This is a genomic window from Blautia sp. DFI.6.71 (assembly GCF_020593585.1).
In the GTDB taxonomy this organism is placed as follows: domain Bacteria; phylum Bacillota; class Clostridia; order Lachnospirales; family Lachnospiraceae; genus Blautia_A; species Blautia_A wexlerae.
Map to the genome: position 1 here is coordinate 1 of NZ_JAJDMJ010000053.1, position 18,303 is coordinate 18,303.

Sequence of the window (18,303 nt, forward strand, 5' to 3'; positions counted from 1 at the left end):
TTCGCAATAAAATATCGAACATATTTTCTTTTTTATAATGCTGGATACAGCTTTTATATGGAGAAAGTTAAATGAATTTTTAAATTCTACCTTGCAAGAGTATATTAGAATGTAGAATTTACTTTTTCATTCAAGCGCCTTTAAAATATTGTTCATTTTTTCCAAAAAATAAAATACCATGTGGTTGTTCTTACGTCAATAATATTTTGGTGGAAAATTTACATATATTTTAACCGAATCAAGTAACTCCCCTGTGGAGGTTACGAAAAGCAATAAGCAGTGGGTGAGGACCTGCTGTTTATTTTTCTAATCCCGCGGAAAAAATGCCCATTCGCCATTTCCAACATACCATCTTTCATACCGCCTATGATAAAATCGAATCTATAAACATGGAAAGTTACTGTCCAGCTAACCCCTGAACAGTAACGGTTCCAATACACACTTTTTATTCCGTAGGGTTCTTTCCGGTTTTCCACATAAACTGTTAGTAAAACTGGTATCTTTTTTCTTAAAAGCGAAATCTCTGCAACATTCCTGACAAATCAGAGGGGATACTGCAATGTATAATGTGCATTGCCGGTATCCCCTCTGATTTATTCAACCATTATTCACAATTTTTTATTTCATTTTAACTTTTCTGACATTTGACCATTCGCTGAATGTTTTTGAATTATCCTCAGAAGTACGGTTCCATGCATGTAAACCAATATAATAAGTGCCTGATTTAACATTCTTAAATGTAACAGTTACTGTATTTCCTTTTATCTTTTTTACATAATAATTTTCTCCGGAAACAGCAGGGCGTTTCTGTCCGTTAGTTTTGGTAAGGGTATCACTGAGAACTACATCATAGCCCTGAGCGTTTTTGCTCTTCGTATATTTTACTGTCACTGTGGAGCCTTTAACAATTACCTTACTGATCACAGGTGCTTGTGGCGTAATGGCACTCACATCTACTTTATGGATCTCAGACCACTGTCCAAATACTTTTTTGCCATCTTCACCCTTAAGCCATGCGTGGCATGCTACATACCAGATTCCCTTATCCATATATGCAAATGCAGACTTCAGTTCTTCCTGATTTTTCAGGACCTTTGTATACTGTCCTGTTTTGAGCATATCCTCAGAGGTGCCGATCACATAATCATATTTCAGAGCACCCTTACACTCTTCATTCAGCACCATTTTTACGGAGTTTTTGGAAACAGATACATTCTTTATAACTGCTTTTGCAGGTCTGGTATAATTTCCGTCTGAATCTGTGATACTTCCGTCTGTACTGTAGGTATTTCCTTTTGTATCTGTTACAGTTTCATCTTTATTTACAGTTGGCTTTTTACCATCTGCATCAGGTGTCAGCTTCGTGCCATCCGGAAGTGTTACAGTTCCATCTGAACTGATCACGATTCCTTCCGGTGTAACAAGGTTTCCATTTCTATCTTCCTCAGTTCCCTCCGGGTAAGCATCCGGTATCGGAGTAACAGTTGGTACCGGCGTTACTGTTGGATTCACTGATGGTGACGGATTTACCGACGGTGATGGATTTACCGACGGTGATGGATTTACGGTCTGTATGATTGTGGTATCTGATATAGTACAGTTCTGAATTTTATCATCTGGTGTTTTTGTAATGTCACTCCAATATGTATCCGGAGCAGATTCACTGTTGGAAGTTATTTTTTTACCATTTACTGCTGTTCCTTTTGTAGAAGGAGATATAGTGACAGATTCAGTATACGCTTTACCTGGCTCCGCATTTTTGTTCATAAATGAATAAGCAGAACCTCCCTCCAGATATGCTTTTGCTGTTTCTACATTTCCGGTGCCCTCAACTGCATTGCCACCGTTATCACCATCTCCTCGTCCTGCAACAGCAATCAACGTTCCTGCTCCGGAAATCGTTCCGTTGTCAAGAATCACCGCTGCACCGCCAACTGAAGTAGTTGCTATGTTTCCTCCGCCGTATGCTGCAAGCTGGCTGCCCTCGCCAATAGTAAGTGTTCCGCTGCTGACTTTCAAGGCTGGCTGTCCGCTGTAGCTTTTTCCTGTGGCAGGATCTGTTCCTGTGGCAGCTTCATCACCTTTGATATATACTTTTCCTTCTACCTTTACATTTCCGCTTATCACAACAACAGGTGATGTATTGTGACGTGCCTGTGTTCCATTGGGAAGGAAATTAGTGTTGGAGTAGATCATGGAATTCCTTATGGTCGCTCCATCATTCAGAATCAGCTGTCCATTAATGGAAGTACCTGTCAGGAATTTTCCGCTATAATCATCGTGATTGACAGATATTGTTCCACCATTTTCTACTTCAATCTGTCCATATATGGAAGAATCTCTCAGATTCAATGTTCCGCCATTTTCTACTTTTATCTTCACACTGCTGAGAACCTTCATATTGACCATTGTAAGATCACATCCAGCCGGTATGATCAATGTCTGGGTTGTAGCTTCTCCCTCTGAAACAGCATATCCCAGTTCTCCATATGTACCGCTGGTGTGAGAGCCATACCATGCTTTAATCTCTGCCGGGACTGTTACAATATCATCTGTATCATTAAAATCAGGAATTACCCATGGATCCATATCATACATGTATTTTCCATCTGCAGTCTTGGTTGCATTTTCAAGCTTCAGATGATCTGCCAGTTTTTCCTTAGTACTGTAAACCTTGAAAGTAAGCTCATTACTTGTTACTGTACGCCCTGATTCATCAGTTACTGTAACATTGACAGGATATGTACCGATTTTAGCAGGAGTTCCGCTGAGAGACAGAGAACTGTCATATGTGGAATACATCCCTGCCATCCCACTTTCACTGTCAATGTTTACCTTTGTATTTTTTGTGTCAATTTTTACACCTGTTTCTTTTAATTCCTTCCAGTCAGCTTCAACAGGTTCCTGCCCATCCGGAAGATCAGCTGCTTCCACAACTACATTACTGTTTTTGTTGGATGAAACAGAAGTGGATGCCCCTGAAACTGCATCGTATTTCTGCTGCCCTGTAACAGCGCTTTCGAAGTATCCTTTTAATCTGACATGAAGAGTGTTCACTCCGTTGGATGCACCGTTAATATTAGTTTCACCGGAATCAGTTGCAATAACTGTGAAATCATTTCCTTCTGCAGTTACCTTAAGATAAAGTTCTTTATATCCATCACTTTTTATTGTAATGACATTTCCAGTGTGAAGTACAGTTGAATCAAATACAATACGATTATTATTGCTGTCTGGACAATATGCTTTTCTGCCATATAATGCTATTGCATAATCTGTTTTATCCCATACTGTCCCATCTACAGATATTTCTTTGATTTTACTGATATAATCAGAAACATTATTTTCATCAGCTGGTTTAATGATCTTGTAGTTTGTACCTGAAATTTCCACCTGATCTCCTGCAAATGTCGGGGCATCTTCGGTCTGTTCTGGTTCAGTCTGTGATGTTACTTTTTCAACAGCCCATTGCTGTCCGGTTCCTGTTACCTTTAAAGTAAGATCCTTGTATCCGGTACTGGTGATTACAATCTCATTACCCACTTCAAGTCTATCTGGAGATAGTCCAACATAACCGTCTGAGTCTTTTTTAATATATGTTGTTCCTGTAAGATCCCACGAATAAGTTACTTCATTCCACTCTGTTCCATTAATAGATATTCCTGTAATTTGCTCAACATACCTTGAGTTAAGAGAAGTTTTTAGTTTACAAACATTCGCAAAAGAACCACTTTCATATTCTGCTATCACCTCCGGCGGTTCTTTCACACTTTGTGTACCCTCATCCTGAGCCACCTGTACATTCTCCTGCTCATCCGCAAAATCCGATGTTCCCGATCCATCACTAAAGGAATTATCATCTGCCTCCTGTGTGATCGCTGAATCCGTAGTCATTGAATCTGTAAATATGTCTGCTGCACATACCGGTACAGAAGCAATCATGTTTGCCGCAATTGCCATAGACATCAGAATTGCCATTCTTTTCTTCATCTGTTTCTTTCTCCTCCTGTAATATGATATCAGGGGCAAAAGATATTTCGTCCCTGACTTGAAGCTATCTGTGTATCATCTCATTTCAGATGAAGCGGATAAAATCCTCCGATTCATCTCAGTTCTTCAGTGGAAGTTTAAATGATCAAATCACGCAATAGTTTGCTTTGGTTAACTCTGTTGGTTAGTATATTCTAACCTGCGTGAAAATGCAAGAGAATTATTCTGCATCTGTTGAGAAAGTATCTCATAAATCAAGCAGTATCCTGTTGACAAATTTTTATCATTTCACAGCAAGATAAGACAGAATAGAGCAATTATGGCAATTCCATAAAATAATGCAGGTAATAAATCAGGTAACATCCTGCTATCAGTCTGAAAATATCATCTTCTATCTCTTTTTCGCTGCTGTTTAAAGTAATTTTGTTTCCTTCTATCTGAAGCCCCATTGTATCCGCGAGATTCTCAACCCGTTGCCTGTCATATTCTTTTTCATCCAAAAGAACAGACTTCTCATAAACCCTGAATTTTCCGGTTTCATCACATTCCAGTCTCAGATGCAGTTCAGGGAGTTTTCCGGGTTTAAAGGTTATCTCACTGTATGTCATAGATTGTCTTACTTTTGTGATTCCCTGTTTCACTGCCAGTATGATCCATTCATCCAATACAGGTCCTTTATACATAGGAAGTCCATATTGCAGATGTAATTGGGCCGCCTTGCTGATGCAGGCATTTCTGGTACGGTTATTCAGACGTTTATAAACATTGCTGCCCTCAACCGGGTAGTATTTCTTCAGTATCTTCTCTTCGGCTTTTGTCCATGGATCATTGGTTTTCCTGCTTAATCCCAGAATCATCGCTCTGTATTTGCATGCCTGAAGAGATCTTTCAGGAATAAGAGTATGCACATATCCGGCACCTTTTTCTTCATAATATCGGGAAATGATCGCATCCTCTTCCTGTGTCCATGGAAGTCTGTTATTGTCTGATCTGACATTTAAGTACTTAGCTCTGGACTGACAGGCAGTCAGAGTTCTCCCTTCCAATCGTTCTGCTGCCTTCCTGCCTTCCGCTTTGTAATATGTTCTTATAATTTCATCTTCTTCTGCAGTCCATTCTTTTCTTCCCTGTATGCAAAGACCTAATTTGGCAGCTCTTTTATTACATGCCTCTTTGGATCTTCCCTCCAGTCTTTTCTGAACTTCAGCACCTTCTGTCGGATAATAATTTCTCAGAATTTCATCTTCGCTGCTGCTCCATTTTCTGTTTGCCCCGGAATAAGTAAGTCCTAATGCAGCAGCTCTTCCTCTGCAAGATTCTGCTGATCTCTGATTTAAGCGATAACGTACCTTACTGCCCTCCGCAGCATAATACTCTCTGAGTATTTTATCCTCTGCCTCTGTCCATAATCTGACATATTTAACATCATTCTGTACAGTTGCTGAAGAGGAAATGTTTTTGGATATTTCCATTTTTGATGCCTGGATCCTGCAGCTTTTTGCAGTTCTTCCGGATAATCTTTCACAGACCTGATCTCCTTCTGCGGGATAGTACTTTCTTAATATTTCGATTTCATCGGCTGTCCATCTTTTTTTCGTATTTGCCATGTCTTACACCTGTTTTATATATTATTTCAAACTGAAATATTCACTACTTCTTACTTTTCGTAACCTTCGCAAAAGAATTCCATATGTGAGTGCAATATCTACATAGAAATTCCTGAATGTACAACATATTCATACCCTGTCTCCGTAGTATAAGTTTTTTCCTGTCCCAGTGCCGGAATAACAGATTCAGAGCTGTGCAGACTTCCACTTTTAAATACGATCATCACTTCTGCTTTCTTTTCATTAACCGGAGTTATTTCTATATTATTGATTGTGTTTTCAATCATGGCTCTGGTGATATCTTTGGGTTTTACGCAGGAATATTCCTTTGCATAGTCTAATATCCTGTCCATCTGATCTGTCAATTCTGTTTTTGAAAGAGGTTTCATGCTTTTCAATTGTTCCAGATTCGCTTTTGTCTCTGCTATCTGCTGTGTAAAAACCCTGTTTCTGCTTAAAAATTCTGCATCAGAAATGTAGCCGCCCATATTGTAATCCAGCAGCTTATCTCTCTTCTGTTCCAGTACGGTTATTTCATGCTGTATGTTGTCAATTTTTTCTTCAGTTCCTTCTGTTTTGTTAATCTCTTTCTCATAAAGTTCCAGATACTTATGCAATATACTTTTATTGCTTTGAGCCAGATTGTTATAAACATCCGATATCATCTCCAGCAGGATTTCTTCTTTTACCGGTTTTGATCTGCAGGAAACTGCGCCCTGTTTTATGCGATGACTGCATACCCAGGTCTTTGCAGCTTTTCCGCGGACATTTCTGACTTTCAGCCAGTATGCAGCTCCATCTTCCGCACAATGTATAAGTCCGGTAAAAAGGTTGTCCTGCTTATAGGAAGTTTTTTTCAACTTGATATTTTTACTTCTTTCTTCCAGAATCCTGTTTGCATCTTCCCACAGTTTTTCATCCACAATTGCAGGGACATGGGTACCATCGTCTTTATACATCACCCATTCATCTTCAGGCAGGAATTTCTGTTTCTTAGTAAAGAGATCAACTATTTTTACTTTTCCACCAACATAGTAACCCTTATATTTAGGATTTCGGATAATATTGGCAATCACATGGCTGTCAATCCTTCCCCCTTTATAATTTCTGTATCCACATTCCCATAAAAATTGTTCCAGTGAATGGGTAGACCAGTTTCCCAGAGCATATTTTTCAAAAATAAGCTGTACCATTTTTGCCTCTTCGGGATTCAAAAACAATTTTCCGTTTCGCTTGTCCCATCCATATATATGTGAATTACCAAGAACCACACCGTTCTGTATGGATCTTGCATGACCGAAACGCACACGACTTGAAAGTTTTCTGCTTTCTTCCTGTGCAATACCGGACATAATCGACAGCCTGAGTTCCGAATCCTCATCTAATGTATTGATATTGTCATTCCTAAACCAGACAGCAGTTCCACAGTCCAGAAGCTCTCTTGTATATCGTATACTGTCTAATACGTTTCGGGCAAAACGGGTAATCTCTTTAGTTATGATAAGATCAATTTTCCCGGCTTTTGCATCCTGGAGCATTCTCTGGAATTCCTCTCTGTGGGTTACGGTAATACCGGAGATTCCTTCGTCTATATAACCATCCACAAGCGTCCAATTCTTTACGTCTGAAATCAATTGTTCAAAAAAAGTCCACTGATGCTCAATAGAGGTTTTCTGTTCCTCCTTATCCGTACTGACTCGGGCATAATACGCCACATTCAGTTTCAGATCAAATATATTTTTCTGCCGGGATTTCAGTTCCTCACGTGTTGCATAAATATCCATCTTATTCCTTTCCAATCAACTGATTCGCTGGCAATATTCATCTGAACTGTCCATCTGTTCTCCATTCTCCGCGACTACTGTATTGAATGTACTCAAGGTTATAATGTCTTTCTGGATACTGCTGTGCAGTTTTTCGGAAATCTGTCCATTATCAAGCATTTTGTCATTAATCATTGTCAATACAACCTGTTCCAATGTCATAAGCATTCCTCCTGTTCTGTATGTTATAATGTGCAATTTGGCATAGAACTATCCAGCGGTAATATGATGAATTTCATAAAATTATTATAACTGATTCAAAGATAATTGTTTTTGAGACGAAAAAAAGCAGCTAACCTATTTTTCATAGACTAACTGCTTAAAGTACGTAAAAAACCAGAAAGATCTAACAGTTCAAAAGATTCTTTCCGGTTTTTTACACATATAAAGCGAGGGCATCGCTCAATCATCTAATTTGATGATTTTACGACACCCCCATACCTTCAGATATATATCAGGAAGACAGTTCTATCTGCTTCATTTCTTCCAGAAAATCACGGATATAGGATACTGCCAAATCAAGGGCCTCCTGTCCAAGTTCTGCGGAAGAATCTTTCGGATCAAAAGGACCGAACCAGCCACTTGGAGCAATTTCTTTGGTATCTCTCACAAGACGGACGATACCTCCCTTGAAATTAACTGCCTGGATATAAGCTGCTTTCATATTCTCAGAAGGATCCTGTGCATTGATAGGCTTGCTAAGTTCCAGATGTACTGATTCCGGAGCAATTGCCATCATAGCTGAGGTCTCCAGAACATCACCATGGCCGCCTTCAAACTTCTTGTCCAGCTGAGCTACCAGACTCCACCAGTCTACGCTGGCACATACACCACCTTTATGATATACCTCCAGAGCCGCCCGATCAATGGATGGAGTATTGCCGCCATGGCCATTCAGAACTACAAAACGTTTTGCGCCATGCTGCATCAAAGAGTCCATAATGCCATGCAGAACCATATACAGTCCCTCATAACCAATATTAATACTTCCCTCAAAGCTTAAGTGATAAGGACATACACCGTATGGAACAGTAGGTGCTACGATTACGTTATCTACATCCTCCACATGATCCGCCAGATAGGACGGTACCATAAAGTCCGTTCCCAACGCCCCCTGTGTTCCGTGCTGCTCGGTGCTTCCCACCGGAATCACAATAATCGGATCCTTCTCAAAAGCCTCTTTTGCTTGTGCTGTAGTCATTTTTGCAAGATACATTTTAAATACGCCTCCTAACTTTTATACTGTAAAATGACGATCAATAGTCTCCTGCGGCGGAGTTTCTGTAAATTTACTTACTACAATCATTACAATAGAAGCAATGATCGTAGTTGGGAACAGTGCATGGAATCCCATAGCCAACGCCTTGACAGACGGATTCAGTGTAAAGAGCAACAGTGAAATAATACCTACTATAACCGATGCGATTGCTCCCTTCGCTGTTGCTTTCTTCCAGTAAATTCCAAACAGAATCGGCACTACAAAAATTGCCATTCCTGAAAATGCAAACAGGTTAATTTCAAAAATACTGCCTGGCTGGAATACACCAAAGCAAATTACGATGATACCGATGATTACAGTTACTACCTTGGACAACTTCATAACATTCTCATCTGTAGCATCCTTATTGATAATCTTCTGATAAATATCACGGGTAACAGCACCGGTAGTCGTTACCAGAATACCATCGATTGTGGACATACCTGCTGCCACAATACCTGCGATGAAAATGGAAGCCAGGAAAGGATTCATGCCTCTCTGCAGAATCATAGGAATAATCTGATCTGCCTTCTCAATATTCTGAATGGAAGCAATACCATTTACACCGGCCCACTCAATCAGAGTTGCAGAGAAAAACATACCTGCAGTACCAAGAAGAATTGCTTTGAACATGGTCTTATGATCCTTCATGGCAAAGAACTTGGTAAACAGATGAGGCTGTCCCATGGTAAAGAACGACCATAGCACAATGTTGGATACATAATAAGTCCAAGGCATATAACCGTTAGCACCCGGGAAGGTCAGATAAGCCTCATTCATACTCTGAAGTGTATGGTTAATGTTAGAGAAACCTCCACCCATTACTACAGATACAATAAATGTAACCACTGCAGTAGCAATCATCAGAGATCCCTGGATAACATCCGTCATCATGGCACCTTTCATACCACCGCTCATACAGTAGAGAATAACGATAATACCCATTCCCACAACACCTACCCATTCAGGCAGTCCGGTAAATACATGTACAATAACACCTGCTCCGATAATCTGTGCGCCCATCATCGGAACCAGGAAGAAGAGCATCATTACGCCCAAAACACCGCTCATCTTCTTGGAGTGATAACGGTCTGTCAGGTAATCGGCCATAGTCAGGAAACCATATTTATGACCAAGAGTAATCAGCTTACGGCCAATAAGAAGAGCCGGAAGAATCATACAGAACACAGCTCCAGGTACAGAGATAGCCATTCCTGCATAGCCTACGCCATAAATGGTTCCCGGTGTACCAAGAAAGGTTCCCATAGAAAACTGGGTTGAGAAATATGCAATACCACTTACTAATACACCAGCCTTTCCGCTCAATACGAAGAAATCGCCAATGCTATTCGTCTTACGTCCTGCGTACCAACCAATAAATGCCATAATTCCAAGATAAAGTACCAGAACTGTATAGAAAGGAATCGGTGCTGGCTGAATTACTGCTGCTCCATTCATTTATTTGTCCTCCTCATCATAAGTGTGATATTCTTTTCTCTTCATACACATGCGATAATAAATAATAATCAGCACAAATGTAATGGCAGTGTGAACAATCCATCCGAATATATAGAGTGGAACACCACCAAATGCGGGAATATACGTCTCGCTGTAGAAAAACGGGAACGGAATCATAATTAATACAAACATAATCAGAAAAATAATCAACCATGTCCGTTCGAAGTGTTTCTCAAAAAGTTTCTTCATAGCCTTTTTCCTCCTTTGCTTTCGAAAGAAAATCATGTAATATATACTATGATTTTCTTTCGATTTTTTGTTAAGTATATACTTTACTTTATATTTTCCATTATACATGCTATAATAAATTTGTAAAGTTTTTACTTATATTTTTATGAAAAAAATATAAAACATTGCATGCGCCATGCAAAGAAAGGACATCGTGTAATATCTATGGATATTTTAGAGCATCTTCAAAAACTTTATCCTGCCCTGACAAAAAAGCAGAAAACAATCGCAGATTATCTAATTGCTAATCCGGAGGAAATCAGCTACATTACACTGGCACAGCTAAGCCATCAGACCGGTACCTCCGAGCTGACTTTGCTTCGTTTTTGTCAAAAACTGGGGTACTCCAACTTTCTGGACTTAAAGGAGCAGTTTCGGGACTATACCCAGAAAATGATTAAACAGGCCTCCTCTTCTTCCTTTTTTCTGCCGGAGCGCATCTCAGGCGAAGCCTCCGAACGAGAACGGATCCTTCATGAAATCTGCAATACAGAGGCTACAGTTTTCTCTGATTTTATTGCTAACATCAATCTGGAATCTGTGATAAAGGCTTCTGATGAAATCCGAAAAAGCAGCCATATCTACATTTTTGCCCATGATATTTCCCTGGTACCCGGTAAATTTCTGCAGGGTCGTCTGGAAATCCTGTACCTTAATGCTGTGTTGATTGATTTATCAGATCTGGAATTGACCCAGAAGACTATCCAACAGCTGACGGATGGTGATCTGGTAATCTTTTTCTCTTTCCCCCGTTATTATTTTCCTATTGGAAATATTGCTAAAAAAGCGGCAAAATCAGGTGTACCGATTCTGACCATCACCGACAGTGATACTTCTCCGGCGGCAGCACACAGCACACTTTTGCTGCTTTGCCCCACTTCTACGAAGCTGTTTTACAACTCCATGACCGTGCCCATGGCCATGCTCAATATTCTGGCTTCCTGTCTCGTCATCGACAGTGTATCGCCAGCAGAACGTCAGATCTTTATTGATACCTTGCCATCCTGATTTCCAGACAAAAAACCGGATATACAGTTTTCCCGCAGGAAACCATATATCCGGTTTCGTTTTTATTCTCTTTTCATAGCAGTTCGATTTCTGACCAGTTACCTCTTTTTATCTTTTATTTCTCGTAAGTTCCTTTTCGGAGTACCTCTCCATGCTTCATAAAGATCTCTCCCCTTGCCACATAGGTATCCAGCGTCAGGTTCTGATCAAACAACAACATATCCGCATCGGCCCCTTCTGCCACAATTCCCTTGATTCCCTGTAAATCCAGGCTCTCCGCCACCTGACAGGTCATATAAGGCAATGCTTCCTCCAGATTCATTCCAAGGGCCTGCACCATATATTTCAACTCTTTATAAAGCGCATCCACACCAGACACACCTATCTCTAAAAGGCTGCCATCCTCAGCATAATTAGACCAGCTTCCATGTCCGTCAGAGCTCATGGTAATATGCTCTGTGGGCAATCCCCGCTTTTTCGCCTCCAGAACACATTCTCCCGGTGAAGTGTGCATACCACAAGTCAGATCAATATAGCCTCCCTGACTTAAAAATTCATATCCATCCTCCAACAGCTTTTCATTCCGGTTCACGTGAGTGGGTCGGAAAATCCGTACGGGAACGGAGCTCTCCTCCAGTGCCCGGAATACCGGAGCCAGACCAGCCTTGTCATCTCCCATGTGAAGCACCACAATACCCGGTTTTCCACTGAGCATTCCCGCCACACGGGCTTTGCTTGCAATCTGAATCAGCTGATCCTCCGTCACATTAGGTGCCCTGTGATCAGAAATTGCCAGCTTCACACCCAGAATCTCCTTCACAAATACAATATCTCGATCTATCTCGCCTGTGAGCGTCGGGCTGGGATATCCGTAAGCACCTGTAAGCATATAAGCACTCACGCCCTCTTCACAAAGTACCCGGGTCTTTGCGTAAAGATTGTCCACACTCCTGGTAATACCATCTGTACCCAGAAGTCCCACCACTGTTGTGATACCGTTCTCTACCAGCTCCGACATCTGTAATTCCGGTGTCCGCGTATGAAAACTTCCCTCTCCGCCGCCCCCGGTGATATGTACATGCTGATCTAAAAATCCGGGTGTAAGAATTTTTCCTTCTGCATCCAGTATCTCACATTCCACAGGCAGTTCTCCGATGGAATCCTGTATACATTCAATCTTTCCTCCGCAAATCAAAAGATCTTTTTTTCCGAGATATTCCGGTGCGTAAACCTCTGCATTCTTTACCAATAACATAACTATTCCTCTTTTTCCCGTAGCTGTTCATTACGCAGATACTCCAAACTATCATGAACAGTTACTTTTCTTTTTTCGTTTCTACTCAAAGTATATACGATAGAATCCGTTTTGTCTATGAAAGTTCTGAATAATTAGCTATATATTTCCACCATCAAGGTACATCCGATATGAATATTTCTTGTTCAGATTCATATACTGAATTCTTAGGCAATGGAACTCATCCAGAGTAATAGTGCTTCCCCAATGCTCAATCAGATTCATGTAAGCAAACGCATGAGCAAGAGCCTCATTTCTGATTTTAGAATAGCCTTCTTTCATACGCTCCATCGTTTGTCCCATTGGCAGAAGTAATTTCTAATCGGTTGTCATATACCGCCACCTGTATCGTACCATAATGAATTATCAAAAATAAAATCTAAGGTGGACAGATTGCTTTGTCTATTGTAATATATGCTGTATGGAATTTTACGAGGAGGATTTATCATGGAAGAAAAAATACTTAATTTTATTCTGGAATGTGCAGAAGTCCAGAAATTGGTTCCATTCTCACTTATCGAAGAAGAATTTAATCTTATTCTGGACGAAGCCTTAAAGTCGGTCATTACGGATGCTCTCTGGGATAATGATACTATTTCTGACGTAACTATAGGAACTGATGGTTTTACTGTCACATTTTTCGAGAATTGATCATAAATATCAAACTAATCAACTGATGACACAAACACAGCCAGAAGCATAAACAAAGTATCTGATAAGCAGACATGATCTAATACCCCCTTATCAGATACTTTTTTATGTTCCATATCTTGCCTGCAATTTACGACCGTCTATAGCAATCCTCGTAAATAATGCATTTAAGACAGTTCAGCAGAGTGCGAAAGACAAGGAAGATATCTGCAGGCGTGCTGATGCAAGGCAAAAATATCTGACGCAGATTTCACACTCTGATGGACTGGATTAAGATGCATTATTTTAGAGGATTGCTATAGTCATATTTCTCAAGCCCCAGATTCTCAAAACAATATCTGGGCTTTCCAACACTCTTCCTGCCATATTCGATTGCCTCAGCCGGACAATAACAGATGCAGGCCATACAATGCGTACAATGCTTTTCCCATACAGGTTTCTTATTTTTCATTGTCACATTGTTTAACGGACAGACTTTTACACATTTGCCGCATCCGGTACAGGTCTGATCTGCATAAAATGCCTTTGCTTTTACAAATGCCGCATAGAAGATATCATTCACCAGACCACTCTCAAAAGATGCACCGAAGCCACTTTTTGATAGAAGCTTCTCTCCATGTTTGATCGCCATCACAGCTTTAGCAATATCAGGACCTGCTGCCGCAACGATCTTCTTTGCTTTCTCCACATCAGGAGCATTAAACATGGCAATGTAATTCTCCGGCATAATGATCTGTGCCGTCCCCATATGCTTTAATCCTTTTTTCTCACTCAGTTTTCGATTGTATATATCTGCGCCACCAATACCGCTTCCGCAGCTCATCACATACCAGACATTCTTCGCCCCGACAAATTCTGTCTGTCCGATCCAGTCAGAAACCACACGCGGGATCCTCCATGCATAAGTCGGTACCACCACTACCAGATTCTCTCTTGTCTTAACAGACCCGGTATCGCCCGATTTGATCCGTTCGTTCATACAGAGCAGTTTTTCCTGCAAGCTGCCGGCAATCCTCTCTGCTATATACTTGCTGTTTCCTGTTCCTGAAAAATAAACAACCATGTCATTTCCTCCTCGCGCCGTTTTATCCTAATAAAAAGATATCACATTCGAACAGGTTTCTCAATATCCGCGGAAGCCCTGCTCCAGTATCATTGATCTGTTTTCCATCAAACTCACCATATACAGAAAGTCAAAAAACACTGCAGATTTCTCTGCGGTGCAGCCCGGAAGTATAACGATAACTTCATGACAAATCTTCATACCAATACGGAATTGTTCAAAAATCTTTCGGAGTCTTACTTGCTTAATTTATGACTGTATTATAAACTGACTTTCGTGATATTATCATACAATAACATAGTAAAAACTCTATTGGTTTTTCCAACAGGGTTCTATCGATTACTCATTTAAGAAGATTCATCTACTCTGAGCTGAAAGCTAATTATATTTCTTGCATAACTGTTTATTTTTATACATATAAGCATCTGCCTCATCCAATAACATCTGCATTGTACCCGACATATCATCGGAGGATAATGCCCATCCGCAGGCATAGTCGATTGGTATTTGATTTTCATAACTATTTAATCTGTTTTTTTCTCTGTACAATGATTTTAATATCACCTTAATTTCCGCCTCGCTTGTATGATAAATGACTGCTATAAACTCATCTCCGCCATATCTTCCAACAAAATCCTTTTCTGGAATAACACTGCGCAAAAGCTTTGCGAAATTCAATATTAACTGATCTCCTGCGGAATGTCCCATTGTATCATTTACAGTTTTTAGATTATTTAAATCAAACATTATGCATGCTGTAGGATCTGTAATTATATCTTTTTTATTAAGTATCTCATTACAGGCATTTTTATTTGGCAGTCCAGTATAGGCATCTATGAATGCTTTCTGTTCCAGCAGTCTGTTTTGCATTGCCATCTGCATTGCCCTTAGAGTCTGCATAATAACCAATATCACCAGACTCAACATATCAAGTGCCGACAGAAGCTCTATGGTACGAATCTTTATAGCAATCTTTTCTGAATAGCTTTCTGCGGCAGAGACAGTTTCATCTGCCATCGTAAAATATATTTCACTCATATTAACAATGTCTGTATTTTCGTATCCCTTGTTTCTTACTGCTTCAATCTCTTTTTTCAATTTATCCCAGTAATCACTCTGAATTTGCAATTTTTCCAGATATTCTTCGTCATTGAGTTTTACCAGATCATAATGTCCATCCTGATATCTTAATCCAAGAAAAATATCATCCAAATATTTAATTAATTCTTCATTTTGGTTTCCTGTAATTTCTAATTTTACTTCGCGCTGTGTAGCTCCACGTACTAGGCCTGCATAATTTATTACGCGTGCTGTCCCCTGTAGCCTACTAATCTGAATCATCATAAAAATAATAAGAACTACTAATATCAATATAAGGACACTCTGTATAATACCTATTATATTTTTACTTTTTTTCTTGTTTGTCTGCATTTTACAATTTATCTTGAACCTTAAATAATATTCATTTCAATAACTATGCTATTCCTTTACTTTCTCCCTGCATTTTGGGCAAATACCTTTAAATGAAATATCATAATCTAAATATTTTATTCCATTCGTGTCATGAATCATTTCTATCAAGTCTGATATTTCATCCACGTCTACACCTGATACCTCACCGCATTTTACACACCTGACATTGTAATGATTTTTTAAGTTAAATCGAATCACTTTATTAAAAAAATACCTACAATAAGTACCTTTTTAATAAGATGTTATCTCTATTCTGCGTTCAAAAATATATTCCGTATCTGACGATAGATCATGCCTGAACGCATAGCCAAGTCTGTCAAATTTTTTTATATCCTCAGGATTTTCAATACTATTTTCAGCCATGAACCTAACCATTTCACCACGAGCCATCTTCGCATATGTACCTTTTGTCACCAGTTTATCTCCTGATAACTCGCAAAATACAATTGTAATATACTTATCCCGTAATGTCAGATACTTTTCTATAGATTTGGAATATTCTTTTGATGCCAGGTTAATTATAATCCTACTGTTGTCGATCACTGAACAATACAACATATCTCCCCAGTATTCATATAAGTTTTTTGCATCTCCTATGCCGACTTTTGCCTGCATTTCCAAGCGGTAAGGTGTCACGCCATCCAACGGTTTTAGAACGCCATAAAACGCAGATAGTATTCTCAAATGATTTTGTACATACTCAAACTGACTGTCCTCAAACACGGATGGAGCCATATATTGAAAAGCAATTCCTTCATATGATAAGACAGCTGGAGTAAGTAAATGATAAAGATCCATGTTTTCCAATCTATTGAAGTTCTGTTCTGTAATTTTGTCATTACATTTCCAGATAGTCTTCAGTTCTTCTTTTGACTTGCTTTTCAACCAACTTTGTATCTCTGTCGTCTTTTCAATAAATTCAGGCAATCCATCCGGCGCTATGCTGTCAGTATCTGTAATCATCTTTTTAGCAGGGGATAATATTATCTTCATTAATCTAATTCCTTAAGCATATTTTCAGGATCATCTGCTGCTTTGACTTTATCATTGGCTTTGATGATAACTCCCTGTTCATCGATAAGATATGTAGTTCTTACCACACCCATAGAGACTTTGCCATAATTTTTCTTTTCTTTCCATACATCATAAGCTTCAATAACTTTCCGCTCTGGATCTGCTAAAAGTGTAAATGCCAGTCCATATTTTTCCTCAAATCTCTTATGAGAGGATACAGAATCCTTACTGACCCCAAGAATAACTGCACCTTTTTCAATAAACTGAGGATATCTCTCGGAAAAACCACATGCCTGTTTCGTACATCCCGCTGTATTATCCTTGGGATAGAAATATAATACTACTTTTTTTCCTGCATAATCCGATAATCTGTGTATTTTTCCATTTTGATCTGGCAACTCAAAATCAGGTGCCTTGACCCCTACTTCCAACATTAATTATTCCTCCCTCTCTGTAACTTTCTCTTTATTCGCCTTTTTCTTCCTACTCCCGGAAATCATTTTATGCCCTGTATATATCGCCATTGCCATACATAGCATAGAGCTTAACGCAAAGTATTTGTGGCTTGATTTTAACCCTTTATGTCCAGTGTAAAAAGTACCAATCATTGTGATCAATGCTCCTACTGACCAATATTTATGTGCTTTCATATAATTCCTCCGTCTTTTATCTTCGGTGTTTTTAATTGTAATTATACTATACAATAATCAGATGTCAATTTGATAATGAAACAATCAGGGCAGCCGGGGCTTTGACAGTTACATCGATTATAAAGTCCATTAATCCCGCATAAACTCTAGGTTTTCTTTGTCAATCAATTTGTTTTGATTTATAGTAATGTCGAAAGTAGTTGAATTATTTTAAATCAGATAGTATTATCTTTTATAGAATCTTATCTATTACTGAAGTAACGAGAATGCGACGCGCAGTTATTCAAACACTTTGAATACATCAAATCCCGGATCTTCTCTCTGGTATATTATCTTCTGTTTTTCATTTATTATAGTTAATTGCCCCGAACTTGCATTGTAATCAATCGAATTTATGCCACTGTTCGATTTGAAGAAATCGATTTTTTCCTGCATAACCTTGATAAGATTCTGTGAATAAATCTGGTTCGGTAAGGATTTATCACTAACCTCATACAGACGGTCAAGGAAAAGCTTCTGACACACCCCTTTCAATGTGTGCGCACTGCGGAAAGCATCTTCATAATTTTTATTTTCCAATGCCTATTTTAACTGTAGATAACTCTGGTCTTCAAGGAACTTTAATGTAAATCTCTGAATCAGTGCTTCGCTGTGAAGGCGTCCCAAAACAGCCTCATAGTTTCCTCCGATAGCTTTATAGCACTCCTGCATTGTCATCTTTTAGCC

At 39.3% G+C, this 18,303-nt stretch carries 16 protein-coding genes and 2 pseudogenes; 2 read left to right on the forward strand and 16 right to left on the reverse strand.

All coding sequences use genetic code 11. The features are described from left to right. Nucleotides 1-618: 618 nt before the first annotated feature. The 7 genes from LJE12_RS16260 to LJE12_RS16290 form a co-directional block, all read right to left on the reverse strand. A complete protein-coding gene (locus LJE12_RS16260; RefSeq protein ID WP_227227068.1) occupies nt 619-3,990 on the reverse strand; it encodes a hemoblobin-interacting domain-containing protein in 3,372 nt (1,123 codons plus the stop codon). A 317-nt stretch (nt 3,991-4,307) separates the two neighbouring features. Beyond that, nucleotides 4,308-5,597: an SANT/Myb-like DNA-binding domain-containing protein gene (locus tag LJE12_RS16265; protein ID WP_008704252.1), complete on the reverse strand. Its 1,290-nt coding sequence runs from the start codon at nt 5,595-5,597 to the stop codon at nt 4,308-4,310. Nucleotides 5,598-5,695: 98 nt separating this feature from the next. Beyond that, a complete protein-coding gene (locus LJE12_RS16270; RefSeq protein ID WP_227227067.1) occupies nt 5,696-7,381 on the reverse strand; it encodes a recombinase family protein in 1,686 nt (561 codons plus the stop codon). A gap of 15 nt (nt 7,382-7,396) precedes the next feature. After that, nucleotides 7,397-7,582: a hypothetical protein gene (locus LJE12_RS16275; RefSeq protein ID WP_227227066.1), complete on the reverse strand. Its 186-nt coding sequence runs from the start codon at nt 7,580-7,582 to the stop codon at nt 7,397-7,399. 292 nt (nt 7,583-7,874) lie between these two features. Next, a complete protein-coding gene (locus LJE12_RS16280; protein WP_062807676.1) occupies nt 7,875-8,636 on the reverse strand; it encodes a creatininase family protein in 762 nt (253 codons plus the stop codon). A gap of 21 nt (nt 8,637-8,657) precedes the next feature. Beyond that, nucleotides 8,658-10,136, reverse strand: coding sequence for a sodium/pantothenate symporter (locus LJE12_RS16285; protein ID WP_227227065.1), 1,479 nt, complete (start codon nt 10,134-10,136; stop codon nt 8,658-8,660). Continuing rightward, nucleotides 10,137-10,385: a hypothetical protein gene (locus LJE12_RS16290; RefSeq protein WP_055054227.1), complete on the reverse strand. Its 249-nt coding sequence runs from the start codon at nt 10,383-10,385 to the stop codon at nt 10,137-10,139. It lies immediately after the preceding gene. 204 nt (nt 10,386-10,589) lie between these two features. On the opposite strand from LJE12_RS16290, the gene LJE12_RS16295 reads away from it, so the two are divergent. Beyond that, a complete protein-coding gene (locus LJE12_RS16295) occupies nt 10,590-11,432 on the forward strand; it encodes a MurR/RpiR family transcriptional regulator (protein ID WP_227227064.1) in 843 nt (280 codons plus the stop codon). 115 nt (nt 11,433-11,547) lie between these two features. On the opposite strand, the gene iadA is transcribed toward LJE12_RS16295, so the two are convergent. Continuing rightward, nucleotides 11,548-12,687, reverse strand: coding sequence for a beta-aspartyl-peptidase (gene iadA, locus LJE12_RS16300; RefSeq protein WP_227227063.1), 1,140 nt, complete (start codon nt 12,685-12,687; stop codon nt 11,548-11,550). 231 nt (nt 12,688-12,918) lie between these two features. Further along, nucleotides 12,919-13,090: pseudogene (locus tag LJE12_RS20795) on the reverse strand (ATP-binding protein); the annotation flags it as partial. 83 nt (nt 13,091-13,173) lie between these two features. Here LJE12_RS20795 and LJE12_RS16310 point away from each other — a divergent pair. Continuing rightward, entirely contained in the window at nt 13,174-13,377 is a 204-nt protein-coding gene (locus LJE12_RS16310; protein ID WP_020993865.1) for a hypothetical protein, read from the forward strand. 280 nt (nt 13,378-13,657) lie between these two features. Here LJE12_RS16310 and LJE12_RS16315 read toward each other — a convergent pair whose 3' ends face one another. From LJE12_RS16315 to LJE12_RS20090, 7 genes and pseudogenes are all read right to left on the reverse strand, one after another. Further along, on the reverse strand, nt 13,658-14,440 hold the full coding sequence (locus LJE12_RS16315) for an EFR1 family ferrodoxin (RefSeq protein WP_227227062.1): 783 nt from the start codon (nt 14,438-14,440) through the stop codon (nt 13,658-13,660). A 378-nt stretch (nt 14,441-14,818) separates the two neighbouring features. After that, the gene (locus tag LJE12_RS16320; protein ID WP_161276800.1) at nt 14,819-15,871 is read right to left on the reverse strand and encodes a GGDEF domain-containing protein; all 1,053 of its coding nucleotides are present in this window, start codon (nt 15,869-15,871) and stop codon (nt 14,819-14,821) included. 48 nt (nt 15,872-15,919) lie between these two features. Further along, nucleotides 15,920-16,102 (reverse strand): annotated as a pseudogene (locus tag LJE12_RS20800) (transcriptional repressor); the annotation flags it as partial. 42 nt (nt 16,103-16,144) lie between these two features. Then, nucleotides 16,145-16,906, reverse strand: coding sequence for a peroxide stress protein YaaA (yaaA, locus tag LJE12_RS16330; protein WP_062807672.1), 762 nt, complete (start codon nt 16,904-16,906; stop codon nt 16,145-16,147). Next, on the reverse strand, nt 16,906-17,361 hold the full coding sequence (gene bcp, locus LJE12_RS16335) for a thioredoxin-dependent thiol peroxidase (RefSeq protein WP_055057979.1): 456 nt from the start codon (nt 17,359-17,361) through the stop codon (nt 16,906-16,908). Before bcp ends, yaaA begins: the two co-directional genes overlap by 1 nt. 3 nt (nt 17,362-17,364) lie before the next feature. Continuing rightward, a complete protein-coding gene (locus tag LJE12_RS16340; protein ID WP_227227061.1) occupies nt 17,365-17,577 on the reverse strand; it encodes a DUF6219 family protein in 213 nt (70 codons plus the stop codon). 582 nt (nt 17,578-18,159) lie between these two features. Next, nucleotides 18,160-18,294: a hypothetical protein gene (locus tag LJE12_RS20090; RefSeq protein WP_255610875.1), complete on the reverse strand. Its 135-nt coding sequence runs from the start codon at nt 18,292-18,294 to the stop codon at nt 18,160-18,162. Nucleotides 18,295-18,303: the final 9 nt, after the last annotated feature.

Bases quoted from the DNA above. Each gene is read 5' to 3' on its own strand.
- LJE12_RS16260 (WP_227227068.1), bottom strand. From the start codon at position 3,990: ATGAAGAAAAGAATGGCAATTCTGATGTCTATGGCAATTGCGGCAAAC.
- LJE12_RS16265 (WP_008704252.1), bottom strand. From the start codon at position 5,597: ATGGCAAATACGAAAAAAAGATGGACAGCCGATGAAATCGAAATATTA.
- LJE12_RS16270 (WP_227227067.1), bottom strand. From the start codon at position 7,381: ATGGATATTTATGCAACACGTGAGGAACTGAAATCCCGGCAGAAAAAT.
- LJE12_RS16275 (WP_227227066.1), bottom strand. From the start codon at position 7,582: ATGACATTGGAACAGGTTGTATTGACAATGATTAATGACAAAATGCTT.
- LJE12_RS16280 (WP_062807676.1), bottom strand. From the start codon at position 8,636: ATGTATCTTGCAAAAATGACTACAGCACAAGCAAAAGAGGCTTTTGAG.
- LJE12_RS16285 (WP_227227065.1), bottom strand. From the start codon at position 10,136: ATGAATGGAGCAGCAGTAATTCAGCCAGCACCGATTCCTTTCTATACA.
- LJE12_RS16290 (WP_055054227.1), bottom strand. From the start codon at position 10,385: ATGAAGAAACTTTTTGAGAAACACTTCGAACGGACATGGTTGATTATT.
- LJE12_RS16295 (WP_227227064.1), top strand. From the start codon at position 10,590: ATGGATATTTTAGAGCATCTTCAAAAACTTTATCCTGCCCTGACAAAA.
- iadA (WP_227227063.1), bottom strand. From the start codon at position 12,687: ATGTTATTGGTAAAGAATGCAGAGGTTTACGCACCGGAATATCTCGGA.
- LJE12_RS16310 (WP_020993865.1), top strand. From the start codon at position 13,174: ATGGAAGAAAAAATACTTAATTTTATTCTGGAATGTGCAGAAGTCCAG.
- LJE12_RS16315 (WP_227227062.1), bottom strand. From the start codon at position 14,440: ATGGTTGTTTATTTTTCAGGAACAGGAAACAGCAAGTATATAGCAGAG.
- LJE12_RS16320 (WP_161276800.1), bottom strand. From the start codon at position 15,871: ATGCAGACAAACAAGAAAAAAAGTAAAAATATAATAGGTATTATACAG.
- yaaA (WP_062807672.1), bottom strand. From the start codon at position 16,906: ATGAAGATAATATTATCCCCTGCTAAAAAGATGATTACAGATACTGAC.
- bcp (WP_055057979.1), bottom strand. From the start codon at position 17,361: ATGTTGGAAGTAGGGGTCAAGGCACCTGATTTTGAGTTGCCAGATCAA.
- LJE12_RS16340 (WP_227227061.1), bottom strand. From the start codon at position 17,577: ATGAAAGCACATAAATATTGGTCAGTAGGAGCATTGATCACAATGATT.
- LJE12_RS20090 (WP_255610875.1), bottom strand. From the start codon at position 18,294: ATGACAATGCAGGAGTGCTATAAAGCTATCGGAGGAAACTATGAGGCT.